25 protein-coding genes and 4 pseudogenes are annotated in these 25,748 nt (G+C 59.5%); 13 read left to right on the plus strand and 16 right to left on the minus strand.

The window, feature by feature from the left end; genetic code table 11:
• The first annotated feature begins 22 nt into the window (after positions 1 to 22).
• Complete coding sequence (locus tag ACX3P1_RS23500) at positions 23 to 1,330, plus strand: serine hydrolase (protein ID WP_459081999.1); 1,308 nt, start codon at positions 23 to 25, stop codon at positions 1,328 to 1,330.
• Positions 1,331 to 1,590: 260 nt separating this feature from the next.
• Here ACX3P1_RS23500 and ACX3P1_RS23505 read toward each other — a convergent pair whose 3' ends face one another.
• Together ACX3P1_RS23505 and ACX3P1_RS23510 are read right to left on the minus strand one after the other, a co-directional pair.
• On the minus strand, positions 1,591 to 2,046 hold the full coding sequence (locus tag ACX3P1_RS23505) for a hypothetical protein (RefSeq protein ID WP_459082000.1): 456 nt from the start codon (positions 2,044 to 2,046) through the stop codon (positions 1,591 to 1,593).
• Between the two features lie 144 nt (positions 2,047 to 2,190).
• Positions 2,191 to 2,637, minus strand: coding sequence for a MarR family winged helix-turn-helix transcriptional regulator (locus ACX3P1_RS23510; protein ID WP_459082001.1), 447 nt, complete (start codon positions 2,635 to 2,637; stop codon positions 2,191 to 2,193).
• A gap of 74 nt (positions 2,638 to 2,711) precedes the next feature.
• Here ACX3P1_RS23510 and ACX3P1_RS23515 point away from each other — a divergent pair.
• Positions 2,712 to 3,251: pseudogene (locus ACX3P1_RS23515) on the plus strand (DUF899 domain-containing protein); the annotation flags it as partial.
• A gap of 55 nt (positions 3,252 to 3,306) precedes the next feature.
• Here ACX3P1_RS23515 and ACX3P1_RS23520 read toward each other — a convergent pair.
• The 3 genes and pseudogenes from ACX3P1_RS23520 to ACX3P1_RS23530 all read right to left on the minus strand — a co-directional run.
• Positions 3,307 to 3,453 (minus strand): annotated as a pseudogene (locus ACX3P1_RS23520) (transposase); the annotation flags it as partial.
• A 66-nt stretch (positions 3,454 to 3,519) separates the two neighbouring features.
• Positions 3,520 to 4,589, minus strand: a protein-coding gene (locus tag ACX3P1_RS23525) for an IS630 family transposase (RefSeq protein ID WP_459082002.1) whose coding sequence is annotated in 2 segments (ribosomal slippage) — positions 3,520 to 4,103 and positions 4,103 to 4,589 — 1,071 coding nt in all. Because the reading frame shifts where the segments join, the coding sequence is not laid out codon by codon here.
• Between the two features lie 428 nt (positions 4,590 to 5,017).
• Positions 5,018 to 5,467 carry a Ros/MucR family transcriptional regulator gene (locus ACX3P1_RS23530; protein WP_459082003.1) on the minus strand — a complete coding sequence of 150 codons (450 nt, stop codon included), beginning with the start codon at positions 5,465 to 5,467 and terminating at the stop codon, positions 5,018 to 5,020.
• A 306-nt stretch (positions 5,468 to 5,773) separates the two neighbouring features.
• Here ACX3P1_RS23530 and ACX3P1_RS23535 point away from each other — a divergent pair, with 306 nt between their 5' ends.
• Both ACX3P1_RS23535 and ACX3P1_RS23540 read left to right on the plus strand, forming a co-directional pair.
• The gene (locus ACX3P1_RS23535) at positions 5,774 to 6,022 is read left to right on the plus strand and encodes a DUF982 domain-containing protein (RefSeq protein WP_459082004.1); all 249 of its coding nucleotides are present in this window, start codon (positions 5,774 to 5,776) and stop codon (positions 6,020 to 6,022) included.
• Between the two features lie 150 nt (positions 6,023 to 6,172).
• Positions 6,173 to 6,355 (plus strand): hypothetical protein, encoded by a 183-nt coding sequence (locus ACX3P1_RS23540; RefSeq protein ID WP_459082005.1) that lies wholly within the window; start codon positions 6,173 to 6,175, stop codon positions 6,353 to 6,355.
• Positions 6,356 to 6,481: 126 nt separating this feature from the next.
• On the opposite strand, the gene ACX3P1_RS23545 is transcribed toward ACX3P1_RS23540, so the two are convergent.
• The 4 genes from ACX3P1_RS23545 to ACX3P1_RS23560 all read right to left on the minus strand — a co-directional run bounded on the left by ACX3P1_RS23545 (position 6,482) and on the right by ACX3P1_RS23560 (position 9,589).
• Positions 6,482 to 7,156: a DUF1236 domain-containing protein gene (locus ACX3P1_RS23545; RefSeq protein ID WP_459082006.1), complete on the minus strand. Its 675-nt coding sequence runs from the start codon at positions 7,154 to 7,156 to the stop codon at positions 6,482 to 6,484.
• A 146-nt stretch (positions 7,157 to 7,302) separates the two neighbouring features.
• Positions 7,303 to 8,031 (minus strand): metallophosphoesterase family protein, encoded by a 729-nt coding sequence (locus ACX3P1_RS23550; protein WP_459082025.1) that lies wholly within the window; start codon positions 8,029 to 8,031, stop codon positions 7,303 to 7,305.
• Between the two features lie 34 nt (positions 8,032 to 8,065).
• Positions 8,066 to 8,878: a nucleotidyltransferase family protein gene (locus ACX3P1_RS23555; protein ID WP_459082007.1), complete on the minus strand. Its 813-nt coding sequence runs from the start codon at positions 8,876 to 8,878 to the stop codon at positions 8,066 to 8,068.
• 318 nt (positions 8,879 to 9,196) lie between these two features.
• Positions 9,197 to 9,589, minus strand: a complete 393-nt coding sequence (locus ACX3P1_RS23560) for a hypothetical protein (protein ID WP_459082008.1) — start codon at positions 9,587 to 9,589, stop codon at positions 9,197 to 9,199.
• 237 nt (positions 9,590 to 9,826) lie between these two features.
• Between ACX3P1_RS23560 and ACX3P1_RS23565 the strand changes: the two genes are divergently transcribed.
• The 7 genes from ACX3P1_RS23565 (at position 9,827) to ACX3P1_RS23595 (ending at position 15,524) form a co-directional block, all read left to right on the plus strand.
• Complete coding sequence (locus tag ACX3P1_RS23565) at positions 9,827 to 10,159, plus strand: hypothetical protein (RefSeq protein ID WP_459082009.1); 333 nt, start codon at positions 9,827 to 9,829, stop codon at positions 10,157 to 10,159.
• Between the two features lie 254 nt (positions 10,160 to 10,413).
• Positions 10,414 to 11,259 (plus strand): cytochrome c oxidase subunit II, encoded by an 846-nt coding sequence (locus ACX3P1_RS23570; protein ID WP_459082010.1) that lies wholly within the window; start codon positions 10,414 to 10,416, stop codon positions 11,257 to 11,259.
• Between the two features lie 78 nt (positions 11,260 to 11,337).
• Positions 11,338 to 13,113 carry a cytochrome c oxidase subunit I gene (gene ctaD / locus ACX3P1_RS23575; protein ID WP_459082011.1) on the plus strand — a complete coding sequence of 592 codons (1,776 nt, stop codon included), beginning with the start codon at positions 11,338 to 11,340 and terminating at the stop codon, positions 13,111 to 13,113.
• A complete protein-coding gene (locus ACX3P1_RS23580) occupies positions 13,110 to 13,814 on the plus strand; it encodes a cytochrome c oxidase subunit 3 (RefSeq protein ID WP_459082012.1) in 705 nt (234 codons plus the stop codon). Before ctaD ends, ACX3P1_RS23580 begins: the two co-directional genes overlap by 4 nt.
• A 9-nt stretch (positions 13,815 to 13,823) precedes the next feature.
• A complete protein-coding gene (locus tag ACX3P1_RS23585; protein ID WP_459082013.1) occupies positions 13,824 to 14,546 on the plus strand; it encodes a heme-copper oxidase subunit III family protein in 723 nt (240 codons plus the stop codon).
• 9 nt (positions 14,547 to 14,555) lie between these two features.
• Positions 14,556 to 14,939 carry a cytochrome C oxidase subunit IV family protein gene (locus tag ACX3P1_RS23590; protein ID WP_459082014.1) on the plus strand — a complete coding sequence of 128 codons (384 nt, stop codon included), beginning with the start codon at positions 14,556 to 14,558 and terminating at the stop codon, positions 14,937 to 14,939.
• A 114-nt stretch (positions 14,940 to 15,053) separates the two neighbouring features.
• Positions 15,054 to 15,524: an aminoacyl-tRNA deacylase gene (locus ACX3P1_RS23595; RefSeq protein ID WP_459082015.1), complete on the plus strand. Its 471-nt coding sequence runs from the start codon at positions 15,054 to 15,056 to the stop codon at positions 15,522 to 15,524.
• Between the two features lie 79 nt (positions 15,525 to 15,603).
• On the opposite strand, the gene ACX3P1_RS23600 is transcribed toward ACX3P1_RS23595, so the two are convergent.
• On the minus strand, positions 15,604 to 16,443 hold the full coding sequence (locus ACX3P1_RS23600) for a DUF2189 domain-containing protein (protein ID WP_459082016.1): 840 nt from the start codon (positions 16,441 to 16,443) through the stop codon (positions 15,604 to 15,606).
• Positions 16,444 to 16,749: 306 nt separating this feature from the next.
• Here ACX3P1_RS23600 and ACX3P1_RS23605 point away from each other — a divergent pair, with 306 nt between their 5' ends.
• Entirely contained in the window at positions 16,750 to 17,184 is a 435-nt protein-coding gene (locus ACX3P1_RS23605; protein ID WP_459082017.1) for a hypothetical protein, read from the plus strand.
• 54 nt (positions 17,185 to 17,238) lie between these two features.
• Here the strand turns inward: ACX3P1_RS23605 and ACX3P1_RS23610 are convergent, their stop codons facing one another.
• The 6 genes and pseudogenes from ACX3P1_RS23610 to ACX3P1_RS23635 all read right to left on the minus strand — a co-directional run bounded on the left by ACX3P1_RS23610 (position 17,239) and on the right by ACX3P1_RS23635 (position 24,457).
• Entirely contained in the window at positions 17,239 to 18,783 is a 1,545-nt protein-coding gene (locus ACX3P1_RS23610; RefSeq protein WP_459082018.1) for a SpoVR family protein, read from the minus strand.
• Positions 18,784 to 18,793: 10 nt separating this feature from the next.
• Positions 18,794 to 20,104, minus strand: a complete 1,311-nt coding sequence (locus ACX3P1_RS23615) for a YeaH/YhbH family protein (RefSeq protein ID WP_459082019.1) — start codon at positions 20,102 to 20,104, stop codon at positions 18,794 to 18,796.
• A 12-nt stretch (positions 20,105 to 20,116) separates the two neighbouring features.
• Positions 20,117 to 22,066 (minus strand): PrkA family serine protein kinase, encoded by a 1,950-nt coding sequence (locus ACX3P1_RS23620; RefSeq protein WP_459082020.1) that lies wholly within the window; start codon positions 22,064 to 22,066, stop codon positions 20,117 to 20,119.
• A 256-nt stretch (positions 22,067 to 22,322) separates the two neighbouring features.
• Positions 22,323 to 22,529: pseudogene (locus ACX3P1_RS23625) on the minus strand (VOC family protein); the annotation flags it as partial.
• Positions 22,530 to 22,802: 273 nt separating this feature from the next.
• Complete coding sequence (locus ACX3P1_RS23630; RefSeq protein WP_459082021.1) at positions 22,803 to 23,993, minus strand: NADH-quinone oxidoreductase subunit D; 1,191 nt, start codon at positions 23,991 to 23,993, stop codon at positions 22,803 to 22,805.
• A gap of 68 nt (positions 23,994 to 24,061) precedes the next feature.
• Complete coding sequence (locus ACX3P1_RS23635; protein WP_459082026.1) at positions 24,062 to 24,457, minus strand: hypothetical protein; 396 nt, start codon at positions 24,455 to 24,457, stop codon at positions 24,062 to 24,064.
• Between the two features lie 312 nt (positions 24,458 to 24,769).
• Here ACX3P1_RS23635 and ACX3P1_RS23640 point away from each other — a divergent pair.
• Positions 24,770 to 25,564: pseudogene (locus ACX3P1_RS23640) on the plus strand (protein-L-isoaspartate(D-aspartate) O-methyltransferase); the annotation flags it as partial.
• Between the last annotated feature and the right edge of the window lie 184 nt (positions 25,565 to 25,748).

Here is a 25,748-nt window from a genome sequence, read left to right on the forward strand (position 1 = left end):
AAGAGCGGCGACGGACGGGCGGGTGCATCAGTCATTGAAGAAGTCTGCCGGGCTGCCGGCGTCATTGTCGAAAGCCATTCTGGGGCTTCTGGTTACGGCGGTATTGTGCGTCGTGGCCGCTTCGACGGTAGAAGCCAATCCCAGATATGCCGGCATTGTCATTGATGCGAAGACCGGCAAGACGCTTTATAAAAACCATGCGGACGCGCCGCGCTATCCGGCTTCTCTCACCAAGATGATGACGCTCTATCTTATCTTCGACGCGCTCGAGAGCGGCCAGATAACAAAGGGCACGAAGATACCGGTGTCGCGTAACGCAGCCAACGAGGTTCCGTCGAAACTGGGGCTGAGGCCTGGCCAGACCATCACGGTGGAGCAGGTCATCCTGTCCCTTGTAACGAAATCCGCGAATGATGCAGCGACCGCCATAGGCGAGTTCCTTGGCGGGTCGGAAGCGGGCTTTGCGCGCATGATGACGGAAAAGGCGCGCCAGCTGGGGATGAATTCGACCACTTTCAGGAACGCCAACGGATTACCCGACAAGGCGCAAAAGACGACCGCGCGCGACATGGCCCGTCTCGGTATGGCGTTGCGAGATCATCACCCTCGCTACTATGGCTATTTCACCACTAAATCTTTCAAGTACAGGGGCCGGCGCTTCGGCAACCACAACAGGCTGCTCGGCCGGGTCAAAGGCGTCGACGGGATCAAGACCGGCTACACCCGCGCATCAGGCTTCAATCTCGTCTCGTCGGTCGAAATACGTGGCCGCAGCCTTGTTGCCGTGGTGATGGGCGGCCGCACCGGCAGGAGCCGCGATGCCCATATGAGGCGCCTCATCAGCCGTTATCTGCCGAAAGCTTCCAGCGGGCGCGATCGTTTCCATATCGATCGCGGTGGTGATAAAGCGCTCATCGCCTCATTGGTCCCAGCCGGCCGTATCCCGCTTCCCACCTACAAACCGGCGCGTGAAATCGAGCCGGAACAAGTTGCTACCATTGAAGCAATCGGGGACGCGAGCAGCGTCGCACGAGTGGACTCGCCTGACGATATCGATTTGGTGAGCACCGCTTCGACGCGCGACAATGAATGGGTCATCCAGATAGGGTCTATGCCAGACCAGGAGGCCGCACGCGAAGTTCTTTCGCGGGCAGCACGCAAGGCACCGCTACGGCTTGCCGACGCCTCGGCCTTTACCGAGAGCTTTACAATGGACGGCAAAGTATATTTTCGCGCCCGATATTCCGGTTTCGACGCCAAGTCCGAAGCGTGGGGCGCTTGCGGCGTTCTCAAGCAGAAGAATATGGACTGCTACGCCTTGCTTCAGTAGATCGGCGGCCCGCTGGGTAAAGCGGCGGGGGCGTCGCTGCATCTAGAAATTGCGCAGGCTCATCCGTCCCAAATGCTGAAATCTACCTAGGCTCGCGAACAGAGAGCAGGCCGGTGACCGAGGGTGCTCGGAAAGGCGTCGTATTACCGTAATCGTAGCCAGAATGAGCTTTTCTTTATGAAAGCGCTATCAGTCTTGCAAGCCGGAGGTGACCGTCGCCCGGCGAACTAGAACTCGCCGGGCGAAGTGTTGCGTTCGGTTCAGCTTTCCGTCGTGCCGGGTATGACGTCGATCGTACGGGCTGGCAACGTATCCATGGCGGTCAACTGCTTCGCGCACAAATCCGCCGCGCCGGCTGCCTCTCGTTCCATACCGGCGAGTTTGACCCAGCCGCCATCCTTGATGAAGGTGTCACGTTGATAGGACGAAGTTTCCTTCAGTTCAGCAAGCTTCTGGCTCGCATTCGGTCCAGTGACGAACTTTTCGACACAGATGTTGGCAACGAGCTCGGCGCGCGCGTCGCGCGCTGAATCTGTTGCCATCGTCATCGCCGTCCCGCCGGTTGTCCAACCACCGGCGGTGAACCCGACGATCATGGTCAATACTGCGGCGCCAGCCACGGACCAAAACCAAAGCGTCTTGGACGGGCGAAAGTTGCCCCAGCGCTGAGACATGGATTGATCGGATACTATTGGGTGTTCCTTTCTCTCACGCATTATTACGCCTTGAAACAAGGCGAGCGTAACATGGCGGTGCGCGACAGATAACCCTCTATGTGCGATTGGTGGCTGATGGGGGCCGCTGAGAAAACTCAACAATAGCGTGCCCCACCTGCATGCCTGGCTGCGGCGCTCCGACTTTCAGATCGTCGACAACAGGTTCAGTTCGGAGCGCAGATGATCCGGGTCTGACAGCGCCGCTTCGATCTCCGTATGGACATGCTGCCAGATCGGTACGGCCTCTACCAGAACGGTACGGCCGGCTGGCGTCAGTTGCAGCAGCCGCGCGCGCCTGTCCTTCGGGTCGGTTGCCGTCTCGACAAGGCCCCGACGCTCCAGCGGCTTGAGATTGGCCGTCAGGGTCGTCCTGTCCATCGCCAGTAGGGCAGCCACGCTGCCGAGGCTCGGCGGCTCCGGCCGGTTGAGCGACATGAGCAGCGAGAACTGCCCGCTGGTGATGCCATGGGGTTTCAGCGCGACATCGAAACGGCGTGCGAGAGCACGCGCCGCCCGCTGTGCATGCAGGCACAGGCAGGCGTCACGCACATGCAGCGTGGTTTGGGAGGAAAGATCGAAAGGCTGTTGCATCTGAAGGGTTGACATCCGCGCAATATGTACGTTGATATCAACGTTGATAGGGGGCGTCAATTGTGAAGTATAAGATGCGGCATCATCACCCCGCCGTCTCCCGCGAGGAATGGCTCAAGGCCCAGCAGGCCCATCTGAAGACCGAGAAGGCGCTGACCCGGATGCGCGATCTCGTCGCCGCCGAACGGCGAGCACTACCATGGCTGAGGGTCGAGAAGGCCTATATCTTCGACACTGCCGAAGGCGAAAGAACGCTCGGCGATCTCTTTGGCGGCAACAGCCAACTCATCGTCCATCACCTGATGTTTCATCCCGACTGGGAGGCTGCCTGTGTCGGCTGCTCCTTCCAGGCCGACCATATCGACGGGCCGAGGCCGCATCTGGAGCGGCACGACGTTTCCATCGTCGCCATTTCGCGGGCGCCCATCCAGAAGATTACAGCCTACAGGAAGCGCATGGGCTGGCGCTTTCTCTGGGTGTCCTCGGACCGCAGCGACTTCAATCAGGATTTCCATGTCACCTTCGGGCCGGAAGAGCTCAAAAACGGCCGGATCGACTATAATTTTGGGACGATCACGGTCGATCCCCGCTACCACAGCGAGGAACTGCCCGGAGTCAGTGTTTTCTACCGAGACGCGGCAGGAGACATCTTTCTCACCCAGTCCATCTATCCGTCTCGACATGCCGACCACTCTTCGATCCGACAGGCAGAAACGGACATATTCGTGCCCATTCCTCATCCGTCAGGTCCGTCGGGTAACGCTTCGTCTTCTTCTCAATTTCGGCCATCCGGCCACGCGTCGCTGGGGTCCACATCCCAAGCTTGAATCACGTACAGCCGACCCCTTCAAGCCATTCTCAAACGGTCTCTTATACCAACGGTCATGACGGTTGACCGACATGAGCCCATTTGCGCATCCCGATTGATGTGATGGACTTCGGTTGGGCGAGCAGTTTCTGGCAGGCATCGCAGGCAGCCTCGATGATGTCTTCATAGGTGTCGAAGACGCGATTGGAGAGCCAGTTGGCGCGCAGATATTGCCAGATGTTCTCGACCGGGTTCAATTCCGGTGCGCGCGAGGGCAGAAAGATCGGCGTGATATTCCTGGGCACGTTGAGCTTTGCTGTGGTGTGCCATCCGGCGCGATCCATGAGCAGCACCGCATGCGCACCTCTGGCGACGTGACGGCTGATCTCGTCGATGTGCAACTGCATGGCGTCGGTGTCGGCAAACGGGAGGGCAAGGGCGGCACCCTTGCCCTGTGCCGGGCAGATGGCTCCGAACAAATAGGCGTTCTTGTAGCGCTGGTCGGCGGGCTGGCGCGGCCGGGTGCCGCGTTTTGCCCATTGCCGGACGATGCCGTTCTTCTGGCCTATGCGGGCCTCGTCTTGCCACCAGATTTCGACGGGTTTGCCTTTAGGCAGGTCGGCCAGATGCGCCTTCAGCGTGCGTGGGAAGTTTTTTTATAAGCCTCGATGATCTCGACATCCTGTGCAGGATGACGTGGTCGCGCGCTCATGTGGGAGAAGCCGAGTTCCTTCAAAAGCTTGCCGACATAGCGTTCGTGATAATCGACGCTGAAACGTTCCTTGATGACTTTCTGCAGGTCGATCCGCCGCCAGCGCACCACGCCGTCAACGGCACGGTCCGGGCCTTTCTCCACGAGAGCAGCCAATTCCACCTTCTGCTCGGGCGACAGCCGCGATGACGGCCCCGGCGACCAGCGATTGAGAAGTCCGTCGGGGCCGGCTGTGTTGAACCGGTGCACCCAGTCGCGCAGCGTCTGGCGGTCCATGCCTCCGATCCGGGCTGCATCGGCACGGCTCATCCCCTCAAGCAAAGCCGCAAGCGACAGAAGTCGCCGGCTTTGATTGGCGTTCCTCGAACTCTTCGCAAGCCGACGAAGCTCCCCCGACGAATAGTCCGTTCGTATCTTCACCGCTGCTCCCATCGCCGAATCTCCTTCGGCAGCATGGGATCACGGTTCCCCGGCCCTCCAAAATCACGAAAGAGTCAGCATCCGAGGCCTTTGGTATTAGCGGTAATTGCGGTCATCGCCTTGCGGCGCAGATCTGGATTGTCGCTATCTCTCGCGATGTAGCGTTCAAACTTGTGCCGAAAGCCATTGGAATTCAAGATAGCGACCAGGCACAGTGGCGCTCGCTACCGCCAGTCGATCTGGTCGAAAGCGACGAAATCAGGTTCGCGCCGGCTCCCTGACCATCTTCCCGACGCCAGCAATATGATCGCCTGCCGTCTTAACCGGCTGTTCACTACGCCACCGCCACAGTAGCACCAGCGGCAGTATTTCAGTACCGCGCCTCAGGTAACAAGCCCGCCGTCTCTTGATTGAGGCGGCGGGCTTTCATTCGTGTGGCGTTAGGCAGCCTTTGGCTTTCTACCCTTCTTAACGGGCTCAGGCGCGGCTTTCGGCTTGCGGCCAAGTCCCATGGTCTTGGCTAGGGCCGAGCGCGCGGCCGAATAGCTCGGAGCCACCATCGGGTAGTCGACCGGGAGGCCCCATTTCGTGCGGTACTCTTCGGGCGTCATTCCCAATAAGCCAACGTGCCGCTTCATCGATTTGAACTTTCGCCCGTCCTCCAGGCTCACGATGTAATCCGGAAATACTGACTTCTTAGGGTTCACGGCCGGCGACAACTGGACCTCTTCGACAACCGGCTGCTGTTCCAGCGCCGATATTGAGGCGTAAATGCTCGCGATGAGGGAGGCCAGCTCGTTTGCAGGAACGGGATTGTTGGAAACATAAGCAGCAACGATGTCAGCCGTCATCTCCAAATGGGGATCGTTCATGTCTAGTTGGTCGCTCATTGCAATTTTTCTTTCAATTCTGGCAAGCCCCCAAGCACTTGATAGGTCTTAATCAGGCATTCCTCAAGCCGCCCCGGAGTCATCATCTTGGTCCTCGGAGCGTCTGAATGGGGTCCATTCGTCCAGGGGTTCGGGGAGGTTGCGCAGAAGCAGCGCAGCTTGTCTCAGCAGGATTTGCAATTCGCGGCGCGCTCGGCACCATACCGGATTATCCCGGCCTCGACCAGACGGATTGAAATATCATGCAACCTCTTGCCTGCTTGCGCGTTTACGCGCCGCGTAAAACGAGACAGGGAGCGATTTACCATGAAGTTCACATCCTGCGTTTGGATCAGGGATGGCGAGCAGGGCGTCAGCCCAATCGCGACGGTCGAGGAGGCTGCCGAGTTTCTTGACAACCTTCCCGGCGAACTGCGCAACCCCTATGCGCATGTCGCGGGCAAGTCGATCAAGTCTGCCAGGGCCGGAGATATTCCGCCCGACCAGGCGAAGCAGCATTTCCTCGATTTTTGCGAAAACGCGGGGTTGCTCGCTGAAGACAGAATGGCGACTTGAGCCGACGTCATCGTTGGTCGGCTCGGCCAGTATGAGTTTCATAGCGCCTGCTGGCAAGATTGGGCGCACAGTGGTGTCGCGCAACTCCTTTGTCGCCAAGGAACGACACGGTTCCATGATCCCGACCGAGTATTTGAGAAGGGACCCCCCATGGTCATGACACGTGAGGAAGTGGCCTTCGTGCTAGGCCCTGTCGATGAGACGATGATTGCCGAGATTGTGGCAACGGGTGCTTCCATCACCGAGCGTCGCGAAGCTTGGGGCTGGCTCAACGCGGACGAGGCGCTCATGGGGGAGGGGCGGCGCTCCCCGGAATACGCGTGGCGACCCTGATCGAGCTTTTGGAGCCCGAGGAGGACGAGTAGGTTCCTTCTCAAGAAAAGCCGCTGACCAAGCCCGCATATCCTGATGGATACGCGGGCTTCGGTCACTATCGGCGAAGATGCCGAAATCTGTCGGCTAGCGCACCACGTAGACGATCTGACGCGATTGCGGCTCGACCAGTACGGGTAGGCCGTTCACGTTGACGTAGCGATACTGATAGTCCGGAACTTCGCGCAGCACGACCGTGTCGGGCAACGTCGCCCCTGTTACCACCTCTCCATCAAGATAGATGGGAGCCTCCTGATGCGTGACCACATAATGCCGTACCACGTCTGGCGGATCGATGACTGCACCGGTCGCACCGCCGGCGATCGTGCCCGCGGCACCGCCGACCGCCGCGCCTACCGGACCGCCAACGATGGCGCCTGCGATAGCACCGGTGGCGCCGCCGGCAAACGCGCCGGTATCATCGCCACCAATATCCGCCGGAGGCGAGACGATGGCGACACCAGAATCAGCCGGGCGCTCGGTCAGCATGACCTGACTGCCGCCGAAGTCGGCAGTCACATAGTCAGAATACACCCAGCCCTGGCCTTCTGCCTCGGCAATGGTGCACCATTTGCTGTTTTCCAGACAGCCATTGAGCGTCGCTTGCTGACCTGCGGCGAGCACGCCGATGACCGGATATTGCGGCCCGGGGCCTGCTCTCACATTGAGATCGGTGACAGCCGATACCGACGTGTCGGCAAAAGCAGCGCCTGACATGGCGACAAGCACACCAGCCGCAAGTGTGGGAAGAAACATTTTCATCGGTCTCTCCTTTCAAGCCTGATTGCTTACGAGAAAAAACTAATGCGATGACCACTGGTTCCCAGGGCAATTATGGTCATTTTGCGTCCCGGCAGTCGCCGGTGCTGTACAAAGGTGCGCGACATCGGCGGTACGTTTGGCGCGCGTCAGATTTCGAGCATGGCGTAAGGGCGGCCGGTCGGCTTCGCGACATGCATGGCGACGTTGTAAACCGGCGCGCCGCCCGGGGTGCGGCCCTGATAGACGCCACGATGCGCATGACCATGCACCACCGCGCTAACCTGGAATCGATCAATCGTCTCCGCCAGCCGCGAGGAGCCGAGAAACGGGAATATCTCCGGTGGCTCACCCTCGATCGTCTCGGTGATCGGCGCGTAGTGCAGAACGACAAGCGTGCGCTGGCTACGGACCTGCCGCATCGCGTTTTCAAGCCGCATCGCCTCGTTCACGCTTTCGGCGACCATTGCCTTGATCGTGGGTTCGCCGAAAGAGCCGAGCATGCGCGGTCCAAAGCCGCCGACGAACCCTTTGACGCCAACGAAGCCAACCCCGTGGATTTCCGTCGCCTGTCCGTCGAGAAGATGAACACCCGCCTGATGCAGGATATTGGTCACATCCTCGACGGCGCCGGACTCATAGTCGTGGTTGCCAAGTACGGCGACGACCGGGATGGAGCAGGCACGCAAATCTTCGGCAAGGATTTCGGCCTCCCGGGGTTTGCCGAGATTGGTAAGGTCCCCGGCGAGTACGAGGACGTCGGCTTCGCGCGACATCTCGCCAAAAAGATCGCGGAACGAAGTTTGTGCTTCGTCACCCACATGCAGGTCACCGACAGCAGCAACTTTCAGGTCGCCGACCGCCGCGATTTTCAGCATGCCACGGCTTTCTGCCCGCTCGGAGGCGGTCTGATCAGTCATCGCGATGCTCGCCTTCGATGCCGACATCGGCAAATCCCCACTCTCTGACATCGATCTCGTAGTCGCTTTGAGAGAACATGCGTCCGCGGCAGATCTTCATCCGGGAGGCGGGCAATTCGCGTTGCCTGGCGAGCCGGTCAAGCAATTCGTCGAGGAGCCAAGCGGGTACGCGGTCTCGCTCGGTTGGATAAATCCAGCGGAAGTTCAAAAGATGCATGAGCAGAACCTCCCAATGAACTTCCATGTAGGAGAGGAGCCTGTGCCAATCGACCTGATCGTGGGCCTTGAGAATGGTGTGCGAGATGTCGGCGCCGTCATGGCGGCCCCTGTCCTGGATGAAGCATTTGGACCAGATTAGCTCGGTGGGACCGATAATCCGCACCTGACTGCCCAACAATTCTCCCTGACGGGCGTGCTCCAGCCACTGGTCGCCTACCGGCATGGTGCCATTCATCGAGGTGAAGATGACGTCGAAGAAGTGCTTGTCCTTGAAGACCTTTCCAAGCCAGCGGTCGTCCTCGATCACAACCTTGTAGCCGAGCTGCTTGAAGTGGGCGAGGATGCGCGGGTAGTCACCCGCCTTGCAGAAAATGTCGAGGTCCTTCGTCTGGCGAGTAACCCCGGTATAGGCGCTCACGGCGTATGTGCCGGCCACGAGGAAGGGGATGCCCGATGTGGTGAGTTGGCGGATTGCCTCGACGTAAAAAATCTCGGCCTGCGCATCCCGAAGCGTCGGCGCGGCTTTTGGGTGAACCGAGGGCATGGATGCCGGAATAGCACTCTCCGGTGGAGGTTCACTGATCATCGAAATGGCTCCCGGCTAGGCGAACCCAATGACGTCTGTCGTGCCTATAACTCGTTACTTCGGCGAGGCGGTTGAGTTCGAGCCATCGAAACCGTCGAGGCCTGCCGCGCTCATGCGCCATCCGCCTACAAGTCTTGTCGCGATGAAACGGATGATGCCGGTCGAGGTTCCGATCGTTATACGAATTGACCGATTGCGATTGATGAAGTGATCGATGTTGGCGCGGGGTGGTCTATATCACCAAGAGGCTCTTCGGACATGCAGGGAACGTCTCGCGGGCCAACACCATTGCAGGTAGGTGGGTGCTCGAGTTCGCGATCATGCCGTTGCTTGGATGATCAGCGTCAACGTTCCATTCTCGTCAATGTTAACGGCAACGACTTGTGAGGAATTAAGTCCGCTCATAGCCAGGGCGGACGCTGCTTGCGGGGACGCATCGATCGAACTTTGCAGGACCTGTAAATCCTCGGCACTGGTCTGATTGATTACGGCCTCGACCTGCGACCTGATTTCTGGCGGCAAATCCTCGATGGCGACGACTGCGACGCTTGTGAAATTCTGGTCGGAGAAACCCTGATCGGGTGAGGATTCAGGCGGCGTTTGTGGTGTCTGCGGTGCGATTGGCGGGAGTTGTGGATCCACTGGCTGGGCGAAGACCACCGACGTCAATGCCAGTACCGAAGCGATTGCTATTGCGACCAATTTGCGCATGACCGTTCCTTTCATTGTTCAAGGAGGATCATCTTGGTGACGTACAACCGGGAGATCGGAATATGGTTCCCGATTGTCGTGCGTCGGTGGCTTGTCGCGGCGGGATACACACCGATGCCGCATGTCCCAGTCGATTTCACAACTCGATGAGAGGGCTCTCGTTCCACGGAACGATTTGCCTATGCGTGGCATTTGACAGCGTGGGCGAAAAAAGACCTTTGATGAAAGGCACGAACCATGAAATCACTTCCACAGTTCTCCGGTGCATTGCTGATCACGCTTGCGTTGATCGCTGCTGCTCAAGCGGAGAAGAAGCCGCCGACGCAAGCGCCGTTGCCGTCGACCAATCCTTGCCAGGTCAAGCCGGACGACGAAACAGCCAACCGGGCGCAGAACGAACGACACGGGTCCGACCGGACGGACAATCTGAGCCGATCTCTGGAACCCTGCGGTGGGGTGTTGAAGCCACCGCCAACCGGCGACCGGAAGATGGCGACGCCACCGCCGGCCGAGGGCAAGACACCGATCATTCGTCCGGGCGAGATACCGCAGCAGCCGAAACAAGACTAGGCAATGATCCTGCGAGGGAGCGGGCTCTGCTGCCATTCGTTCGGCGCGCTCGCCTCTGGAGCCTTCATGCTTGGCCGGGCTTAAGAGCCTGGCTTTTTGTTCACATAAGCGCGCGCTATGGCACAACGCTGGCGATTGGCCATCTGGATTCAACTTTCGCTGGTGATGCTCTGGTATTTTTGAGGAAAAACAAGCTATAATGGCGCTGGCCTTCCTGCGGGACAGCGTCCCTCGGAATGCCGGAGGAACCGAGGATGGCCATTGCGCTGGTACTCGTTCTGATCGTCGTCGGCTCGGTGCTGTTCCATGTGCTGAGCCCGTGGTGGTGGACGCCGATAGCCTCCAACTGGGGCTATATCGACAACACGCTCGTAATTACCTTCTGGATCACCGGGGCCGTGTTTTCGGCCGTCGTGTTGTTCATGGCCTATTGCGTCTATCGCTTCCGGCACACGGAAGGGCGCAGCGCCGCTTATGAGCCGGAAAACCGAAAGCTGGAATCCTGGCTGACCGTCGTCACCGCCGTCGGCGTTGCGGCTTTGCTGGCCCCCGGCTTGTTCGTGTGGAGCCGCTTCATCACCGTCCCCGCCGATGCGACGGAGATCGAGGTTGTCGCGCAGCAATGGCAATGGAGTTTTCGCCTGCCGGGCGCGGACGGCAAGCTTGGCACGTCGAACGCTCGGCTCGTCAATTCCGATAATCCGCTCGGCATCAACCCGCAGGACCCGAACGGACAGGACGATGTCGTGGTTGAGGCCGCCGACCTGCACCTGCCGATCGGCAAGCCGGTGAAAGTGCTGCTGCGCTCGATCGACGTCCTGCACGATTTCTACGTGCCAGAGTTTCGCGCCAAGATGGACATGGTGCCCGGCACGGTCACCTATTTCTGGTTCACGCCGACAAGAACGGGAAGTTTCGAGGTGCTGTGCGCCGAGCTTTGCGGCATCGGCCACGCCTTCATGCGCGGCGTCGTCGATGTCGATACCGAGCAGGATTATCAGGCCTGGCTGCAGCAGCAGTCGACCTTCACCCAATTGTCGGCTCCGGCCAAGACGGGTGCGCTTGCCCAGCCCGCAATGGCGCGGGCGAAGGTGGAGTAGGAAAAAAGCAGTTTTGACGAGGCGGCCATGTCGGCTGCCTCCCCGGTGTGAAGGACAAAAGAGCGAAGAGGTATAGCGATGGTCGATGTCACGCCTCAGGGGGCAGGGTTGATACCATCAGCGGAAGTGGCGGAGGTGGAACTCTACCACCCGCATAGCTGGTGGACGAAATACGTCTTCTCGCAGGATGCCAAGGTCATCGCCATCCAATATGCCGGCACGGCGATGGCCATCGGGCTGGTGGCGCTGGTGCTGTCCTGGCTGATGCGTTTGAAGCTCGGCTTCCCCGACACGTTCTCGTCCATCTCGCCCGACGTCTATTACCAGTTCATGACCATGCACGGCATGATCATGGTGATCTACCTTTTGACGGCGCTGTTCCTCGGCGGCTTCGGCAACTATCTGATCCCGCTGATGGTCGGCGCGCGCGACATGGCGTTTCCCTATGTCAACATGCTGAGCTACTGGATTTACCTGCTTGCCGTTCTGGTGCTAGTCGCAAGCTTCTTTGCGCCCGGAGGGCCGACGGGGGCGGGCTGGACGCTCTATCCGCCGCAGGCCATCACCTCGGGTACGCCCGGCGGGCAGGATTACGGCATCATCCTGATGCTGGTGTCGCTGATCCTGTTCATCGTCGGCTTCACTATGGGCGGCCTCAACTATGTGGTGACCGTGCTTCAGGGGCGCACGCGCGGCATGACGCTGATGCGTCTGCCGCTGACGGTGTGGGGCATTTTCACAGCCACCGTGATGGCGCTGCTGGCTTTCCCCGCGCTCTTCGTCGCCTGCGTCATGATGCTGTTCGACCGGGTGGTCGGTTCAAGCTTCTTCATGCCCGCGATGGTGGAGATGGGTACCACGCCGCTGCCGCATGACGGCGGCAGCCCGATCATGTTCCAGCACCTGTTCTGGTTCTTCGGCCACCCCGAAGTCTACATCGTGGCGCTTCCGGCCTTCGGGATCGTTTCCGACCTGATCAGCACGCATGCGCGCAAGAACATTTTCGGCTATCGCATGATGGTGTGGGCGATCATCGCCATCGGGGCGCTGTCCTTCGTCGTCTGGGCGCACCACATGTATGTCTCGGGCATGCACCCGTATTTCGGCTTTTTCTTTGCCACCACCACGCTGATCATCGCCATCCCCACGGCCATCAAGGTCTACAACTGGGTGTTGACGCTGTGGCGCGGCGACATTCACCTGACGTTGCCGATGCTGTTTGCGCTCGGCTTCATCGTCACCTTCGTCAATGGCGGGCTGACCGGCCTGTTCCTCGGCAATGTGGTAGTCGACGTGCCGCTATCCGACACGATGTTCGTGGTGGCGCATTTTCATATGGTGATGGGGGTCGCGCCGATCCTTGTCATCTTCGGCGCGATCTATCACTGGTATCCGAAAATCACCGGCAGGATGCTCAACGAGGCGATGGGGCGCTTGCACTTCTGGGTGACCTTCGTCGGCACATATCTGATCTTCTTCCCGATGCATTATGTCGGGCTGGTCGGCGTGCCCCGTCGCTATCCCGAACTCGGCGATACGGCCTTCGTCCCGCCATCCGTGCATACGCTGAACGAATTCATCACCATCGCCGCGCTGACGGTCGGTGCTGCCCAGATGGTGTTCCTGTTCAACCTGTTCTGGAGCCTGCGCCATGGCAGAGAGGCCGGCGACAATCCATGGCGAGCAACGACACTGGAATGGCAGACGGCGGGCACGCCGCCGCCGCACGGCAATTTCGGCAAGGAATTGCCGGTGGTCTACCGCTGGGCCTATGACTACAGCGTTCCCGGCGCGCCGGAGGATTTCATCCCGCAGAACGATCCGCGTCCGCTGACGCAAGGCGGGCCGATATGAGCGCGATCCTGATCTTTCTCGCCTTGATCACCGCCATTGCCGGCTGGTGGTTGTCGCGCCAGCGGCTGATGTCCAAGCCGTGGCTCGAGGCGGGGCCGGTCCTGGCGTTTCCTGCAACGGAAGCGTCTGCCATGCACCCGGCCAAGATCGGACTTGGCGTCTTTCTTGCCGTGGTCGGCGCGCTGTTTGCGCTGCTCATCAGCGCCTATTTCATGCGCATGGCCTATGCCGACTGGCAGGCTGCTCCGGTGCCGCGAATCCTTTGGTTCAACACGGCTCTGCTGGTTCTGGCGAGTGTCGTGCTGCAATGCGCGGTCTATGCCGCCCAACATAGGCGGTTCGACAATCTTCGGCTTGCCCTTCTCACGGGTGCTGCTGCCTCAGTCGCCTTCCTGGGCGGGCAATTGCTGGCATGGCGCGACTTCGCCGCCGATGGCTATTTCGCGACCGAGAACCCGGCGGTCAGTTTTTTCTACCTCCTGACCGCGATGCACGGTCTGCACATCATCGGCGGATTGGTGGCGCTTGGCCGGGTCAATTTTCGCGCATGGCAGAGTGATCCGGCGGCGAGGCTCGTCCTGTCGACCGAACTCTGCGCGATGTACTGGCACGTCTTGCTGGTCGTCTGGCTGGTGCTTTTCACCGTGCTGATGGGCTGGGCCGCCAGCTTCATCGACATTTGCCGCGGGTTGCTGACCTAGGAGGGACGGATGACCGAAACCGCGTTGGGGCATGCCGACCACACCGTACAGCGGCCACCGGGCCTGCGCGGGGTCGCCGCCGACTGGTCATCCGACCAACGGGCGTTCAAGAACGTCTCCTGGGGGAAGGCCATGATGTGGATCTTCCTGCTTTCGGACACCTTCGTCTTCGGCTGTTTCCTGTTGTCCTACATGACCGCGCGGATGTCGACGACGGTGCCGTGGCCCAATCCGAGCGAGGTTTTCGGGCTGCATATGTTCGGCCAGGACATTCCGCTGATCCTGATCGCCATCATGACCTTCGTGCTGATCTCATCGAGCGGCACGATGGCGATGGCGGTGAATTTCGGCTACCGGCGCGACCGCAGGAAGACGGCGACGCTGATGTTGCTCACCGCCGCTCTCGGCGCGACCTTCGTCGGCATGCAGGCTTTCGAATGGACAAAACTCATCACCGAGGGCGTGCGGCCCTGGGGCAATCCCTGGGGCGCGGTGCAGTTCGGCTCGGCCTTCTTCATGATCACCGGGTTTCACGGCACCCATGTCACGATCGGCGTGATCTTCCTGTTGATCGTCGCCCGCAAGGTGTGGCGCGGCGATTACGAAACCGGCGCACCCGGTTTCTTCACCAGCCGGCGCGGCCAATATGAGAGCGTCGAGATCATGGGGCTCTACTGGCACTTCGTCGATCTGGTGTGGGTGTTCATTTTCGCGTTTTTCTATCTTTGGTGAGGTGGAGCGATGGCACAGGCAGAGACGCAGGAACACGGGCTGCCGGGACATGTCGCTGCCGCCCCGGCGGTTGCGCACGCGCAGGGCCAGCAGCATCCGATCAAGCTTTATCTCGTCGTCTGGGGCTGGCTGTTCATCCTCAGCGCCTGTTCCTACGCCGTCGACTATTTCGCCCTTCAGGGTTATCTCAGATGGGGCCTGATCGTTACGCTGATGATGCTCAAGGCGGGGCTCATCGTCGCCGTGTTCATGCACATGGCCTGGGAGAGGCTGGCACTGGCCTATACGATCCTGGTGCCGCCGCTGCTGATCCTGGTCTTCGTGGCGATCATGGTCATCGAGTCCGACTACACCGAACTGACCCGCGTCTTGTCCTTCAGCGCAGGGCAATAAGCATCACTTTCGGCAAGCGGGAACGCATTCTTCGTTGACAGGAAAAATGATAGGCGGAGAATGTCCGCTCTCGTTTTCCGATGCGTCGCCACCTCCAGCAGAAGGGCGCCTACGATGACGATCGCCAGGAAACTTCAAGACTACATTGCCCGCATGGGTATCCCCTACGATACCGTTGCCCATCACCGGACTTCGACCACCTGCCAGACCGCGCTGGCGTCGCATGTTCCGAGCCGAAGGCTAGCCAAATCGGTGCTTCTTCACCACGAAATGGGCTATGCGCTGGCGGTCGTTCCGAGCAGCCACCGGGTCGAGTTGGGCACGCTTCAGAGCGTGCTCGACAAACGGCTCGGGCTCGCCTCGGAAGATGAGGTCGGCCAGTTGTTCAACGATTGCGACATTGGCGCGGTGCCGCCGGTCGGCGCGGCCTATCAGGTGCCGGTCGTCGTTGATGAAAGCTTTCGCGGGGAGGGCGATGTCTATTTCGAGGGCGGCGACCACAAGACGCTGGTGCGTGTCACCGGCGCCGATTTCCATAAACTGCTGCAAGGCGCAACGGTCGCCCGCTTCAGCCACCCGGCGTGACGCGGAAGCCGGCAGGTCAGTTCCTGCCGGCTTGAGCATTGGACCGGCTATTCCGATGCTCACTCAAAGTGTTAGCAAGCTATATGCGGTGCTCGCGCATCGCCGTCTTTTCAGGGGTGGGCGCAGGCGCGACCACCTTGCGATAGAGATGCCAGGTCGAATGACCAAGCACGGGCAAGGCCACAGCCAGGCCGACGAACAGCGTCAAAGTCCCGACGACCATGGCTACGGCGACGATGAGCCCCCAGAGCAGCATCGGAATGGGGTTCGCGATAACCGTTCGCGCCGAAGTCTCGACGGCGGCGTAGGCGCCGATGTCGCGGTCGAGCAGCAACGGGAAGGCGACGACGGTGGTGCTTAGTGCGACGAGAGCGAACAGGAAGCCTATGAAATTGCCAAGCACGATCAGCGTCCAGCCGCGCTGAGTGGTCAGGACGTCTGCGACGAAGCCGGACAACGATGCCGGAACGGCCTCACCGTAAAGATAGGTGTAGAGCGCCTGCGCCGTCAGCATCCAGGCCACGAACAGCACCATCAGCATGATGCCGAGCGCGAAGATTGCTGGCATGGCGGGTGACTTTCGGACGTCGAAGGCATGCCGCCACGAGGTGTCGAGGCCCTGCTCGCGCCGGCGGCTGATCTCGTAGAGGCCGATCGCCGCGACGGGACCCAAAAGCGCAAAGCCGGTCATCAAAGGGTAGATGAGTTGAAGCGCGTTGCCGCCGGAGGTCCAGGTGATGAGGAGCACGCCGACGATTGGATAGATCAGGCATAGGAAGACATAATGCGAGGGTTTGTCCCAAAAATCGTCCAAACCGCGACGAAGGGCGTCGAAAACATCCGAAACCCCTAGCTTGCGGATGGCGGGATGTTCGACCTTGCTGCTGGTGCCTGCTGCGTAGACATGGAAGTTTGCCATGACCGTTCCTCCGATATCGGGCTCGGTCGTGGCTCGCGGCGCTGCGGTCCAACGCGAATGGTCACGCGAAACCGCGACCAATATCACGAGGGATTATACTATTCGTCTTGGGGTTTGTCGCCCCCAGTGGTGAGGGCCGATGGGCACCAATGCGCTGATGCCGGATTTAGGCCGCCTTCACGCGATCGTTTCGATCCCTATGCGGACCCTTCCTGGATATTTACCGATCGTCGGCTCTTGTCGGCGTGTGGCGGCGCCATAATTTTCATACAGGCGTGGGCGTTAACCTGTCAGCAGGAGCGGACCATGAAACACCAAACACTCGACCAACTGCAGATAGTCGCAGATGTGGAAGCATGGGCGACATACCCGATAATGACTCGAAACCAACGGCTCGAGCGCTGGGCAGAGTTGCTTGAGCGACATCCCGAGCGAAGCCTTGGAGCACTGGCCGGCACCGAATACCTCACGCCGGCGGCGCGTGAAAAAGCGCGGGGTGAGGGATCGCCCGTCACCGTTGCCTTTGAGGATCCGATGCTGCGAGCGCTAGGCCTGCAAAACGATACCTATGGCGAGGCAAAGCGCTTCTTCGAACTGACCGACTGGCAGTTGCACAACATCGTCTGTGATTGCCATGTCGGTGCCCGGATGCAAGCTCGATGGGCGGCTACCCGCGTTCGAGCGGCAATTCGCGGCAATTTCAGGTTCGTTGCCTGGCTGAGAGAAAGGATTGCGCGTTGAGGCAGTAAACAGAGCGGTGAAGCGGCCAATCCGCTTGCTCGTGACCACGGTCTCTCAGGTTTGGTTGATCGAGCGTTCATAAACCGTCGCGCCGGTCTTGGCGTCTACGCCCGTCAAACTGACCTTATAGCCCCATAGGGTGCGGATGTGCCGTAACGTGGCGTCGCAGGTTGCCTCGTCCAGCAGGACGGCGTTGGTTACCTTATGCTCGAGGTGCAAGTGCCGTTCACCGAGCAAGTCCACGTCGACGATCTGAACATCGGGCCGGTTTGCGCCGATGTCGTAATTGCGGGCAAGCGCGGTGCGTATCGTTTCGTAGCCCCGCTCGTTGTGGATTGACGCGACCTCGTAATGCGCCTTGTCCGCGATGTCATCGAGCAGGAAGAAACGCCACTTCCGGATCAGCGCCGGGCTGAGATACTGCTGGATAAAGGACTCGTCGCGGTGATTGGCCCACGCGTCCAGCAGGGTCTCGCGCCAGTTTCCGTTCCCCGCGATGCTGGGAAACCAGTCGCGATCCTCAGCGGTGGGCTCCGTTGAAATACGTTGAATATCCTGCATCATGGCGAGGCCCAGCGCATAAGGATTGATGCCGGAAAACCGCGGATCGTCAAACGCCGGCTGGAAAACCACATTGGTGTGATTGCCCAGCATTTCCAGCATGGCGCCCTCGCTGATCCGGCCCCGATCGAACAGCGCGTTCATCATAGTGTAATGGACGAAAGTCGCGCAGCCTTCGTTCATCACCTGCGTTTGCCGTTGCGGGTAGAAATATTGAGCGATGGTGCGCACGATCCTGACTACCTCGCGCTGCCAGGACTCGAGGACCAAGCTGTTCTTTTCCAGGAAATAAAGCAGGTTTTCCTCCGGCAGATTGAGCGATTTCTTCCGCTCCGCCACGCCGGGGTCCGTTTCGCCCGCCTCGCCCTCGTCCTTCGAAGGCGGGAGGGTGCGCCAGAGGTCGTTGTAGGAACGTTCTTCGTATTCCAGTTGGTCGCGAATGCTCTCGTGCTCCTTTTCCGAGGATAGTTTCGGTGGACGGCGGTACCGGAATACGCCTTGTTCCATCAGGGCGTGGGCCGCGTCGAGAATATTCTCTACGGCAGCCACGCCATGCCGTTCCTCGCAGCAGCCAATGTAGCCCTTGGCGAAATCCAGGTAACTCAGGATCGCGCCGGCGTCCGTCCATTGCCGGAACAGATAGTTGTTCTTGAAGAAATGGTTATGGCCGAGCGCCGCATGTGCGGTCACCAGGGCCTGCAGGGCCATGGTGTTTTCCTCCATCAGATAGACGATGCAAGGATTGGAATTGATGACCAGTTCGTAGGCGAGGCCGCGGCCACCTTTCCGATAGAGCAATTCCTGATAGAGGAAATGCTTGCCGAACGACCAGTGAGGATACATCAGCGGCATGCCGACGGAAGAGTAGGCATCAAGCATCTGTTCAGACGAAATGACCTCCATCTGCACCGGATAGACGTCGAGATGAAGGTCTTCCAGCGCGATCGCGGCGATTTCATCATAGACCCGCGCCAACGTATGGAAGTCCCAATCGGAACCTGAAAACAGCAAGTCGGATTTGGTGGCGAGCTTTGGCATCTGCGATCCTTCAAGCGTTCGTCTGGCGGACTGACTGCCTGGTGAAGAGCTGGCGAAAGACCGGATAGATGTCGGCGGCCGTGGCGATGCGGCTCATCTGGAAATTCGGCCATTTGAGGTCGACGGCGCTGTAGGCGCGCCAGAGCGACGTGCCATTGTCGGTGGAGCCGAAGATATGGCTCTCGCGTTCGTCGATGATCTCGACATACGCGAAATACTGGCACAGGCGCATGATCTCGCCATCCAGCAGCGCTATGCAACGATCGGAATCGGCCACGAAATTGTCGCCGTCCGAAGCTTGGGCGGCGTAGATGTTCCATTCGTGGCTGGGATATCGCTCCGCGATTATGCGCCGCATCTCCTCGAGTGCCGTGGAAACGACCGTACCGCCACTCTGCGTGCTGTAGAAGAAGGTTTCCTCATCAACCTCATGCGCTTCATGCGTATGGCGGATGAAGACGATTTCGGTGCGGTCGTAGCGCCGTTTCAGGAAAAGGTGCAGCAGCACGAAGAAGCGCTTGGCCAAATCCTTCTCGCGTTCGCCCATCGAACCGGACACGTCCATGAGGCAGAACATGACCGCATTGGCGTTCGGCACGGGCTGGGGGTCAAAGCGATTGAAGCGGATGTCGACCGGGTCGACATAGGCGATCAGCCTGCGGCGACGCTCCAGTCGCTCAAGCTCTTCCTGCAACGCGGCTATACGAAGGCGCGCCGCCGCGTTTGGCGTTTCTTTCTCGAGGGCTGCGAGTTCATTAGTGATCGCGTCAAGCTCCCCCTGTTTGGGACGTTTGAGCGCAATGCGGCGACCATGGCTGTTGCGCATCGTGCGCCCGATATTGATATTTGTCGGGGACCCGGCGGCTGCAAACCCTGCCCGGCGCTGCTTGTAGGCAAGGATCTCCTTGAGGTTCAGCTTGACCATGTCCGGCAGCTCGAGATCCTCGAAAAAAAGGTCGAGCACTTCCTCCCGCGAGAGCACGAAACGGAAATCGTCTTCCGATTGTCTCGACATCGGTCCGGATGCTCCGTGGCCGCCTTGTCTCGGCTTGGGAAGCTGGTCGCCCGGGACGAAATCCCGGTTGCCCGGTAACACGTGCTGGCGCCTGCCGCTGTCATTGGCCGGGCTGAAGCTCGGTTCGCTGGTGCCAATCGCCGGCATGGCGACGATATGATCGGCGTCTACGTCGGAAATCTTGCCGTCCCGGATCTTGTCCCGGATGCTCTGCTTCAGTTCTTCGCGCGCACGCCGAAGGAAACGGTGCCGGTTGCCAAGGCTCTTGTCCTTGGGGTTGAGGCGGCGATCGATAAAGATCGGCATGGATGACCTCCGTCAGCCTGCCTTGTTCACCCGCATATACCAGTCCACCAGGCGACGGACCTGACGCTCGGTGTGACCACGCTGGACCATGCGCTGGACGAATTCGGTGTGCCGTTTTTCTGTCACACTGTCTTGCTTGGACCCGAAGCTGATGATCGGGAGCAAATCCTCGACCTGGCCGAACATCCGCTTCTCGATGACCTCACGCAGCTTTTCATAGCTTGTCCATGACGGGTTGCGGCCATTGTTGCGGGCTCGCGCGCGAAGTGTGAATTTCACCACTTCATTGCGGAAGTCCTTCGGATTGGCAATGCCGGCGGGCTTCTCGACCTGCGACAATTCGTTGTCCAGGATTTCGCGGTTGAGGATCTGGCCGGTATCCGGGTCCTTGTAGTCCTGGTCCTCGATCCATGCGTCGGCATAGGCGATGTAGCGGTCGAAAAGGTTCTGACCGTATTCGCTATAGGACTCCAGATAGGCCTTCTGAATCTCGTGGCCGATGAACTCGGCATAGCGCGCGGCGAGCTCCGATTTTATGAAATCGAGATAGGTCGCCTCCGCTTCCTTGGGAAATTGCTCTCGCTTGATCGCGTCCTCCAGAATGTACATCAGGTGGACGGGATCGGCAGCGACCTCGTCGGTGCCATAATTGAAGGTCTGCGACAGGATTTTGAAAGCGAAGCGCGTGCTGACGCCGGTCATGCCTTCATCCACGCCGGCAGCGTCGCGGTATTCCTGAACCGACTTGGCCTTGGGGTCGATTTCCTTCAGGTTTTCGCCGTCATAGATCCGCATCTTCGTGTAGAGTGGCGAATTGTCGTGCTCGGCCAAGCGGGTCGAAACCGTGAAGCGGCTGAGAATATCGAGCACTTCGGGAGCACAGGGACTGGTGGCCAACTCGCTTTCGCGCAGCAGTTTTTCGTAAATCTGCCGCTCCTCGGTGACGCGAAGACAGTATGGAACCTTGACCACCAGGATACGGTCCAGGAACGCCTCGTTGTTCTTGTTGCGTTTGAACTGCAGCCATTCGGACTCGTTGGAATGGGCGACGATGATGCCTTGGTACGGGAACGCGCCAAAATTCTCGGTGCCGTTGTAGTTGCCCTCCTGGGTCGCGGTCAGCAGGGGATGCAAGACCTTGATTGGGGCCTTGAACATCTCGACGAATTCGAGCAACCCTTGCGTCGTTCGGTTCAGTCCGCCGCTGTAGGAGTAGGCATCCGGGTCCGACTGGCTGAAATTCTCAAGCTGCCTTATATCGACCTTGCCGACGAGCGCGGAGACATCCTGATTGTTCTCATCACCCGGTTCGGTCTTGGCAATTGCGATCTGCCGCAACCGTGAGGGCATGAGTTTCACGACGGAAAATTTGGAAATGTCACCGGCGAACGCATCGAGACGCTTCGCCGCCCAAGGCGAGATCAAGCCATTCAGCCGACGCCGCGCGATCCCGTATTTGTCTTCCAGAAGATCGGCCATTCGTTCCGGATCGAAAAGTCCAAGTGGTGATTCAAAAACCGGGCTGATCTGATTTCCGGCCTTGAGCGTGTAGATGGGATGCTTCTCCATCAGGCTTTTCAATCGCTCTGCCAGCGAGGATTTGCCTCCGCCCACGGGTCCCAGCAAATAGAGGATTTGTTTGCGCTCCTCCAACCCTTGAGAGGCGTAGCGGAAATAGCCGGCGATCCGCTCTATCGTGTCTTCCATGCCGTAGAAATCGGAGAACGATGAATAGAGCTTGATCGTCTTGTTGGAAAAGATACGCCCCAGCCTTTCGTCCTTGCTGGTGTCGACGAGCTGAGGTTCGCCTATCGCCGCTACCATACGCTCCGGTGCAGAAGCGTACATCGACTTGTCCTCGCTGCACGACAGGAGATATTGCTGGAGGCTTGTTTCGTCCTGAGCCGCCGACTTGTAGATTTCCGAGAACAATTCGAAGATATCAGCCTGCTTATCGTGCATGCTCGCCTCCCGGCGATCTGGTCCAACGTCCCTTCTTTACCAACTGTCGTGAGGCCTCGTGGTTCCCTTCACTTTTGAAGTGATCACGGTTTCTAATTGAGGGATTAGGACGATCAAACGGCGGGAACGATCCATCAATCGTCGCCAGCGGTCCGCATCCGACGGCGAGACCCACTGACATCAGCGGCCAGGTCGCTCTTCCAGAGATGGCTGGAAGTATCTCCTCGGCATCTCGGGTGATGGGAGATCGTTACAGTCAGCCCTGCGAAGAGCTCCAACCAGCCGACGGAACGACGTTGATCATCCAAGGGACGCCGAACCTGTCGACCAGGGAGCCGAAGCCGGGCGACCAGAAGGTCTCGTCGAACTGCATGACCGGCTTGCCGCCTTCTGACAACTGATCGAACCAGCGCCGGGCCTCCGCCTTGTCCTCGGTGTGCAGGGTGACATCGAAGCCGTTCGCCGAACGTGTCAGCGTGTTTCGGCGGCGCGTCGTTTTCATCAGGATTGGGGACAGGGACTTCGTCGGGAAGCCTGTCGGGATCCGGTTCACGAATGGGTTTAGGTTCGGGGATCGGCGGCGGCGGAGTTGGCGTTGGTTCGGGAGTAGGAACAATGGCCATCGTTTGAGTCCTTCAGGGAAAACGGTTGTGGCGCGGTGGGTTATGCGAGCTCGACTCCGCAGGTACGGACAGGCTCGATTCCTCCAACGCTGTGCCAGAATGGCTGTGAGGTCCTAGCGATCGATTTCACCGAATACGATGTCGAGCGATCCGATTATAGCGGACACATCGGCGAGCATGTGGCCCCGCGATAGAAAATCCATTGCCTGCAGGTGGGCAAAAGAGGGCGCGCGAATCTTGCATCGGTATGGAACATTGCTTCCATCCGATATGAGATAGACGCCGAACTCGCCTTTCGGTGCCTCGACAGCCGCATAGACCTCTCCGGCTGGCACGCGGTGTCCTTCGGTATAAAGCTTGAAATGATGGATCGTCGCTTCCATCGACCGCTTCATCTCCGCACGCCGCGGGGGCGTGATCTTTTGGTTAGGAATAGCTACCGGTCCCTGGCCTTCAGGCAAACGCAATTTTTCCAGACACTGCTTCATGATCCGGACGGACTGGCGCATTTCTTCCATACGGATGAGATAGCGATCGTAGCAGTCGCCGTTCTTGCCGACGGGAATGTCGAAATCCATCTCGGAATAGCACTCGTAGGGCTGCGCCTTGCGCAAATCCCACGCTGCTCCCGATCCGCGCACCATTACGCCCGAGAAGCCCCAGGCCCAAGCGTCGTCGAGACTGATCGCGGCGATATCGACGTTGCGCTGCTTGAAGATCCGGTTGTCCGTAAGCAGCCCTTCGAGATTGTCGCAAACCTGGAGGAACGGGTCGCAGAAATCCCAGATGTCGTCCAGAAGCTTCGGGGGCAGGTCCTGATGAACGCCTCCTACCCTGAAATAATTCGCATGCATGCGGGCGCCGGACGCGCGCTCGTAGAAGACCATCAACTTCTCGCGCTCGGCGAAGCCCCAAAGCGGCGGGGTCAGCGCGCCTATATCCATGGCTTGCGTCGTGACATTGAGCAGATGCGACAGAAGCCGGCCGATTTCACAATACAGGACCCGAATAAGTTGCCCGCGCTTAGGAACCGATATCTCGAGCAACTTCTCCGCAGCGAGACAGAATGCATGTTCCTGATTCATCGGGGCGACGTAGTCGAGCCGGTCGAAATATGGCAGCGCTTGCAAATAGGTCTTATGCTCGATGAGCTTCTCGGTTCCCCGGTGAAGAAGGCCGATGTGCGGATCGACTCGCTCGACCACCTCGCCGTCGAGTTCGAGGACCAGTCGCAAAACCCCGTGAGCCGCCGGATGTTGCGGTCCGAAGTTGATCGTGAAATTGCGGACATTTGCTTCGGCCATAGCGATCGTCCTTTCGACTTGCGGCCGTCATCTCTCCTAAAGCCGGCCGCGAAGGCGACGGCGTCCCGTCACGTGGTGGTCTGCACGATCAGCGTCAGCGTCCCATCATCATCGATGTTGGCAGCGACAACCTGCGAGGAATTGAGCCCATTGGCCGCCAGCGCCGCTGCGACCGGCGGCCACGCATCAACGGAGCTTTGCAGCACATACAGTTCTTCATGTGTCGTTTGGTTTACCACGGCCTCGACCTGCGGCCTGATTTGCGAGGGTAAATCCTCGAGGGCGACGATCGCCACGCTCGTGAAGTTCTGCTCGGCCAGACTATCATCCGGTATGGCTTTCGGCGCCGTCGTAGCCGAGGGAAATTGCGAACCTGGAGATTGCTGTGCAAAAACCGGAGTTGGCAAAATCCACGCCGAAAGGAAGACGGCTATCGTGGGCACACGCATGATCGTACCGTTCATTCTGTTCAAGGAGGATCATCCAAGAACACAACCAACGTGTCGGACCATGGTTCCCGCTGTCACAAACGCGACCGTGGTCGTCGGACGCGCCGAAGCTTCCGGAAATTGGTCAGCTGCGCGTCATGGCGTCTCTTAACCGCGATCGCAACCAGAGCGAGGCCCGTCGATCGATGATGCACGGAGTTGCGGGAAAGTTGTCTCCGGACCGTCAACAAAGCGGTTTCTTGTCTTGAATGGAACCGTGACTTGCAAGGCACGTTGCACCCAAACGTCTCCGAAGTCGCCATCCGATCCATAACCAAAGGAGCAACCATGCTCGATATGCCGCATGCTCGCAACCGCATGATCGACGTGCACATCGCGCGCCGGGGCGTCCGTGACCGCAACGTATTGGATGCCATGCGCGAGGTTCCGCGCGAAAAATTCGTCGATCCAGGATTCGAAGAATTCGCCTATGAGGACAGCGCGCTGCCGATCGAGGCGGGTCAGACCATTTCGCAACCCTATATCGTGGCGCTCATGATCGAGGCGGCCGAAATCAAGCCCGGCGACAGGGTACTGGAGGTTGGCGCCGGCTCGGGTTATGCCGCCGCCGTGATGAGCCGGTTCGCCGGGCATGTCCACGCCATCGAACGGCACGCGTCGCTCGCCGAACCCGCCAGGAGGCGATTCGAAAAGCTCGGATACGACAACATCGATCTCAGGATCGGGGACGGGACCAAAGGCTGGCCCGAAGTCGCCCCGTTCGATGCCATAATTGTAGCTGCCGGCGGTCCCAGCGCCCCGCAGGCATTGAAGGATCAGCTCGACGTCGGTGGCCGGTTGGTCATCCCGCTCGGCGAGGAATCGCGCAACCAGCGTCTCGTCAAGATCACCCGCACCGGCGGGACAACGTTCGAGGAGGAAGATCTCGGCGGCGTCATGTTCGTGCCGCTGGTCGGCGAACAAGGCTGGGCCGAAAATGGCAGCCGCGCCGCGACCAACCATCTGCCCGGCCACTCTTCGGGGAAAAGCCTGCCGGAGATGATCGCCGCCGCGGCCGAACCTTTACCCGATTTCGACGACCCGGCTTTCGGAGAACTGTTTGAACGCTTCGCCGACCATAGGCCAACGCCACGGTCGAGACGTTCTTCAAGACTATCAAATCCGAGCTGATCTGGCGAACGCGCTTCCAGACTAGGCACGATGCCGATTGGCTTTGGTGCATGGATGCGGTCAAAGGGTTCGGTGACTTTGTAGCTTGATCAGCGAACGCGCTCGGACAGGGGCCTTGCGAGGACCATGTTACGGT

The organism is Mesorhizobium sp. A623 (genome assembly GCF_054489405.1).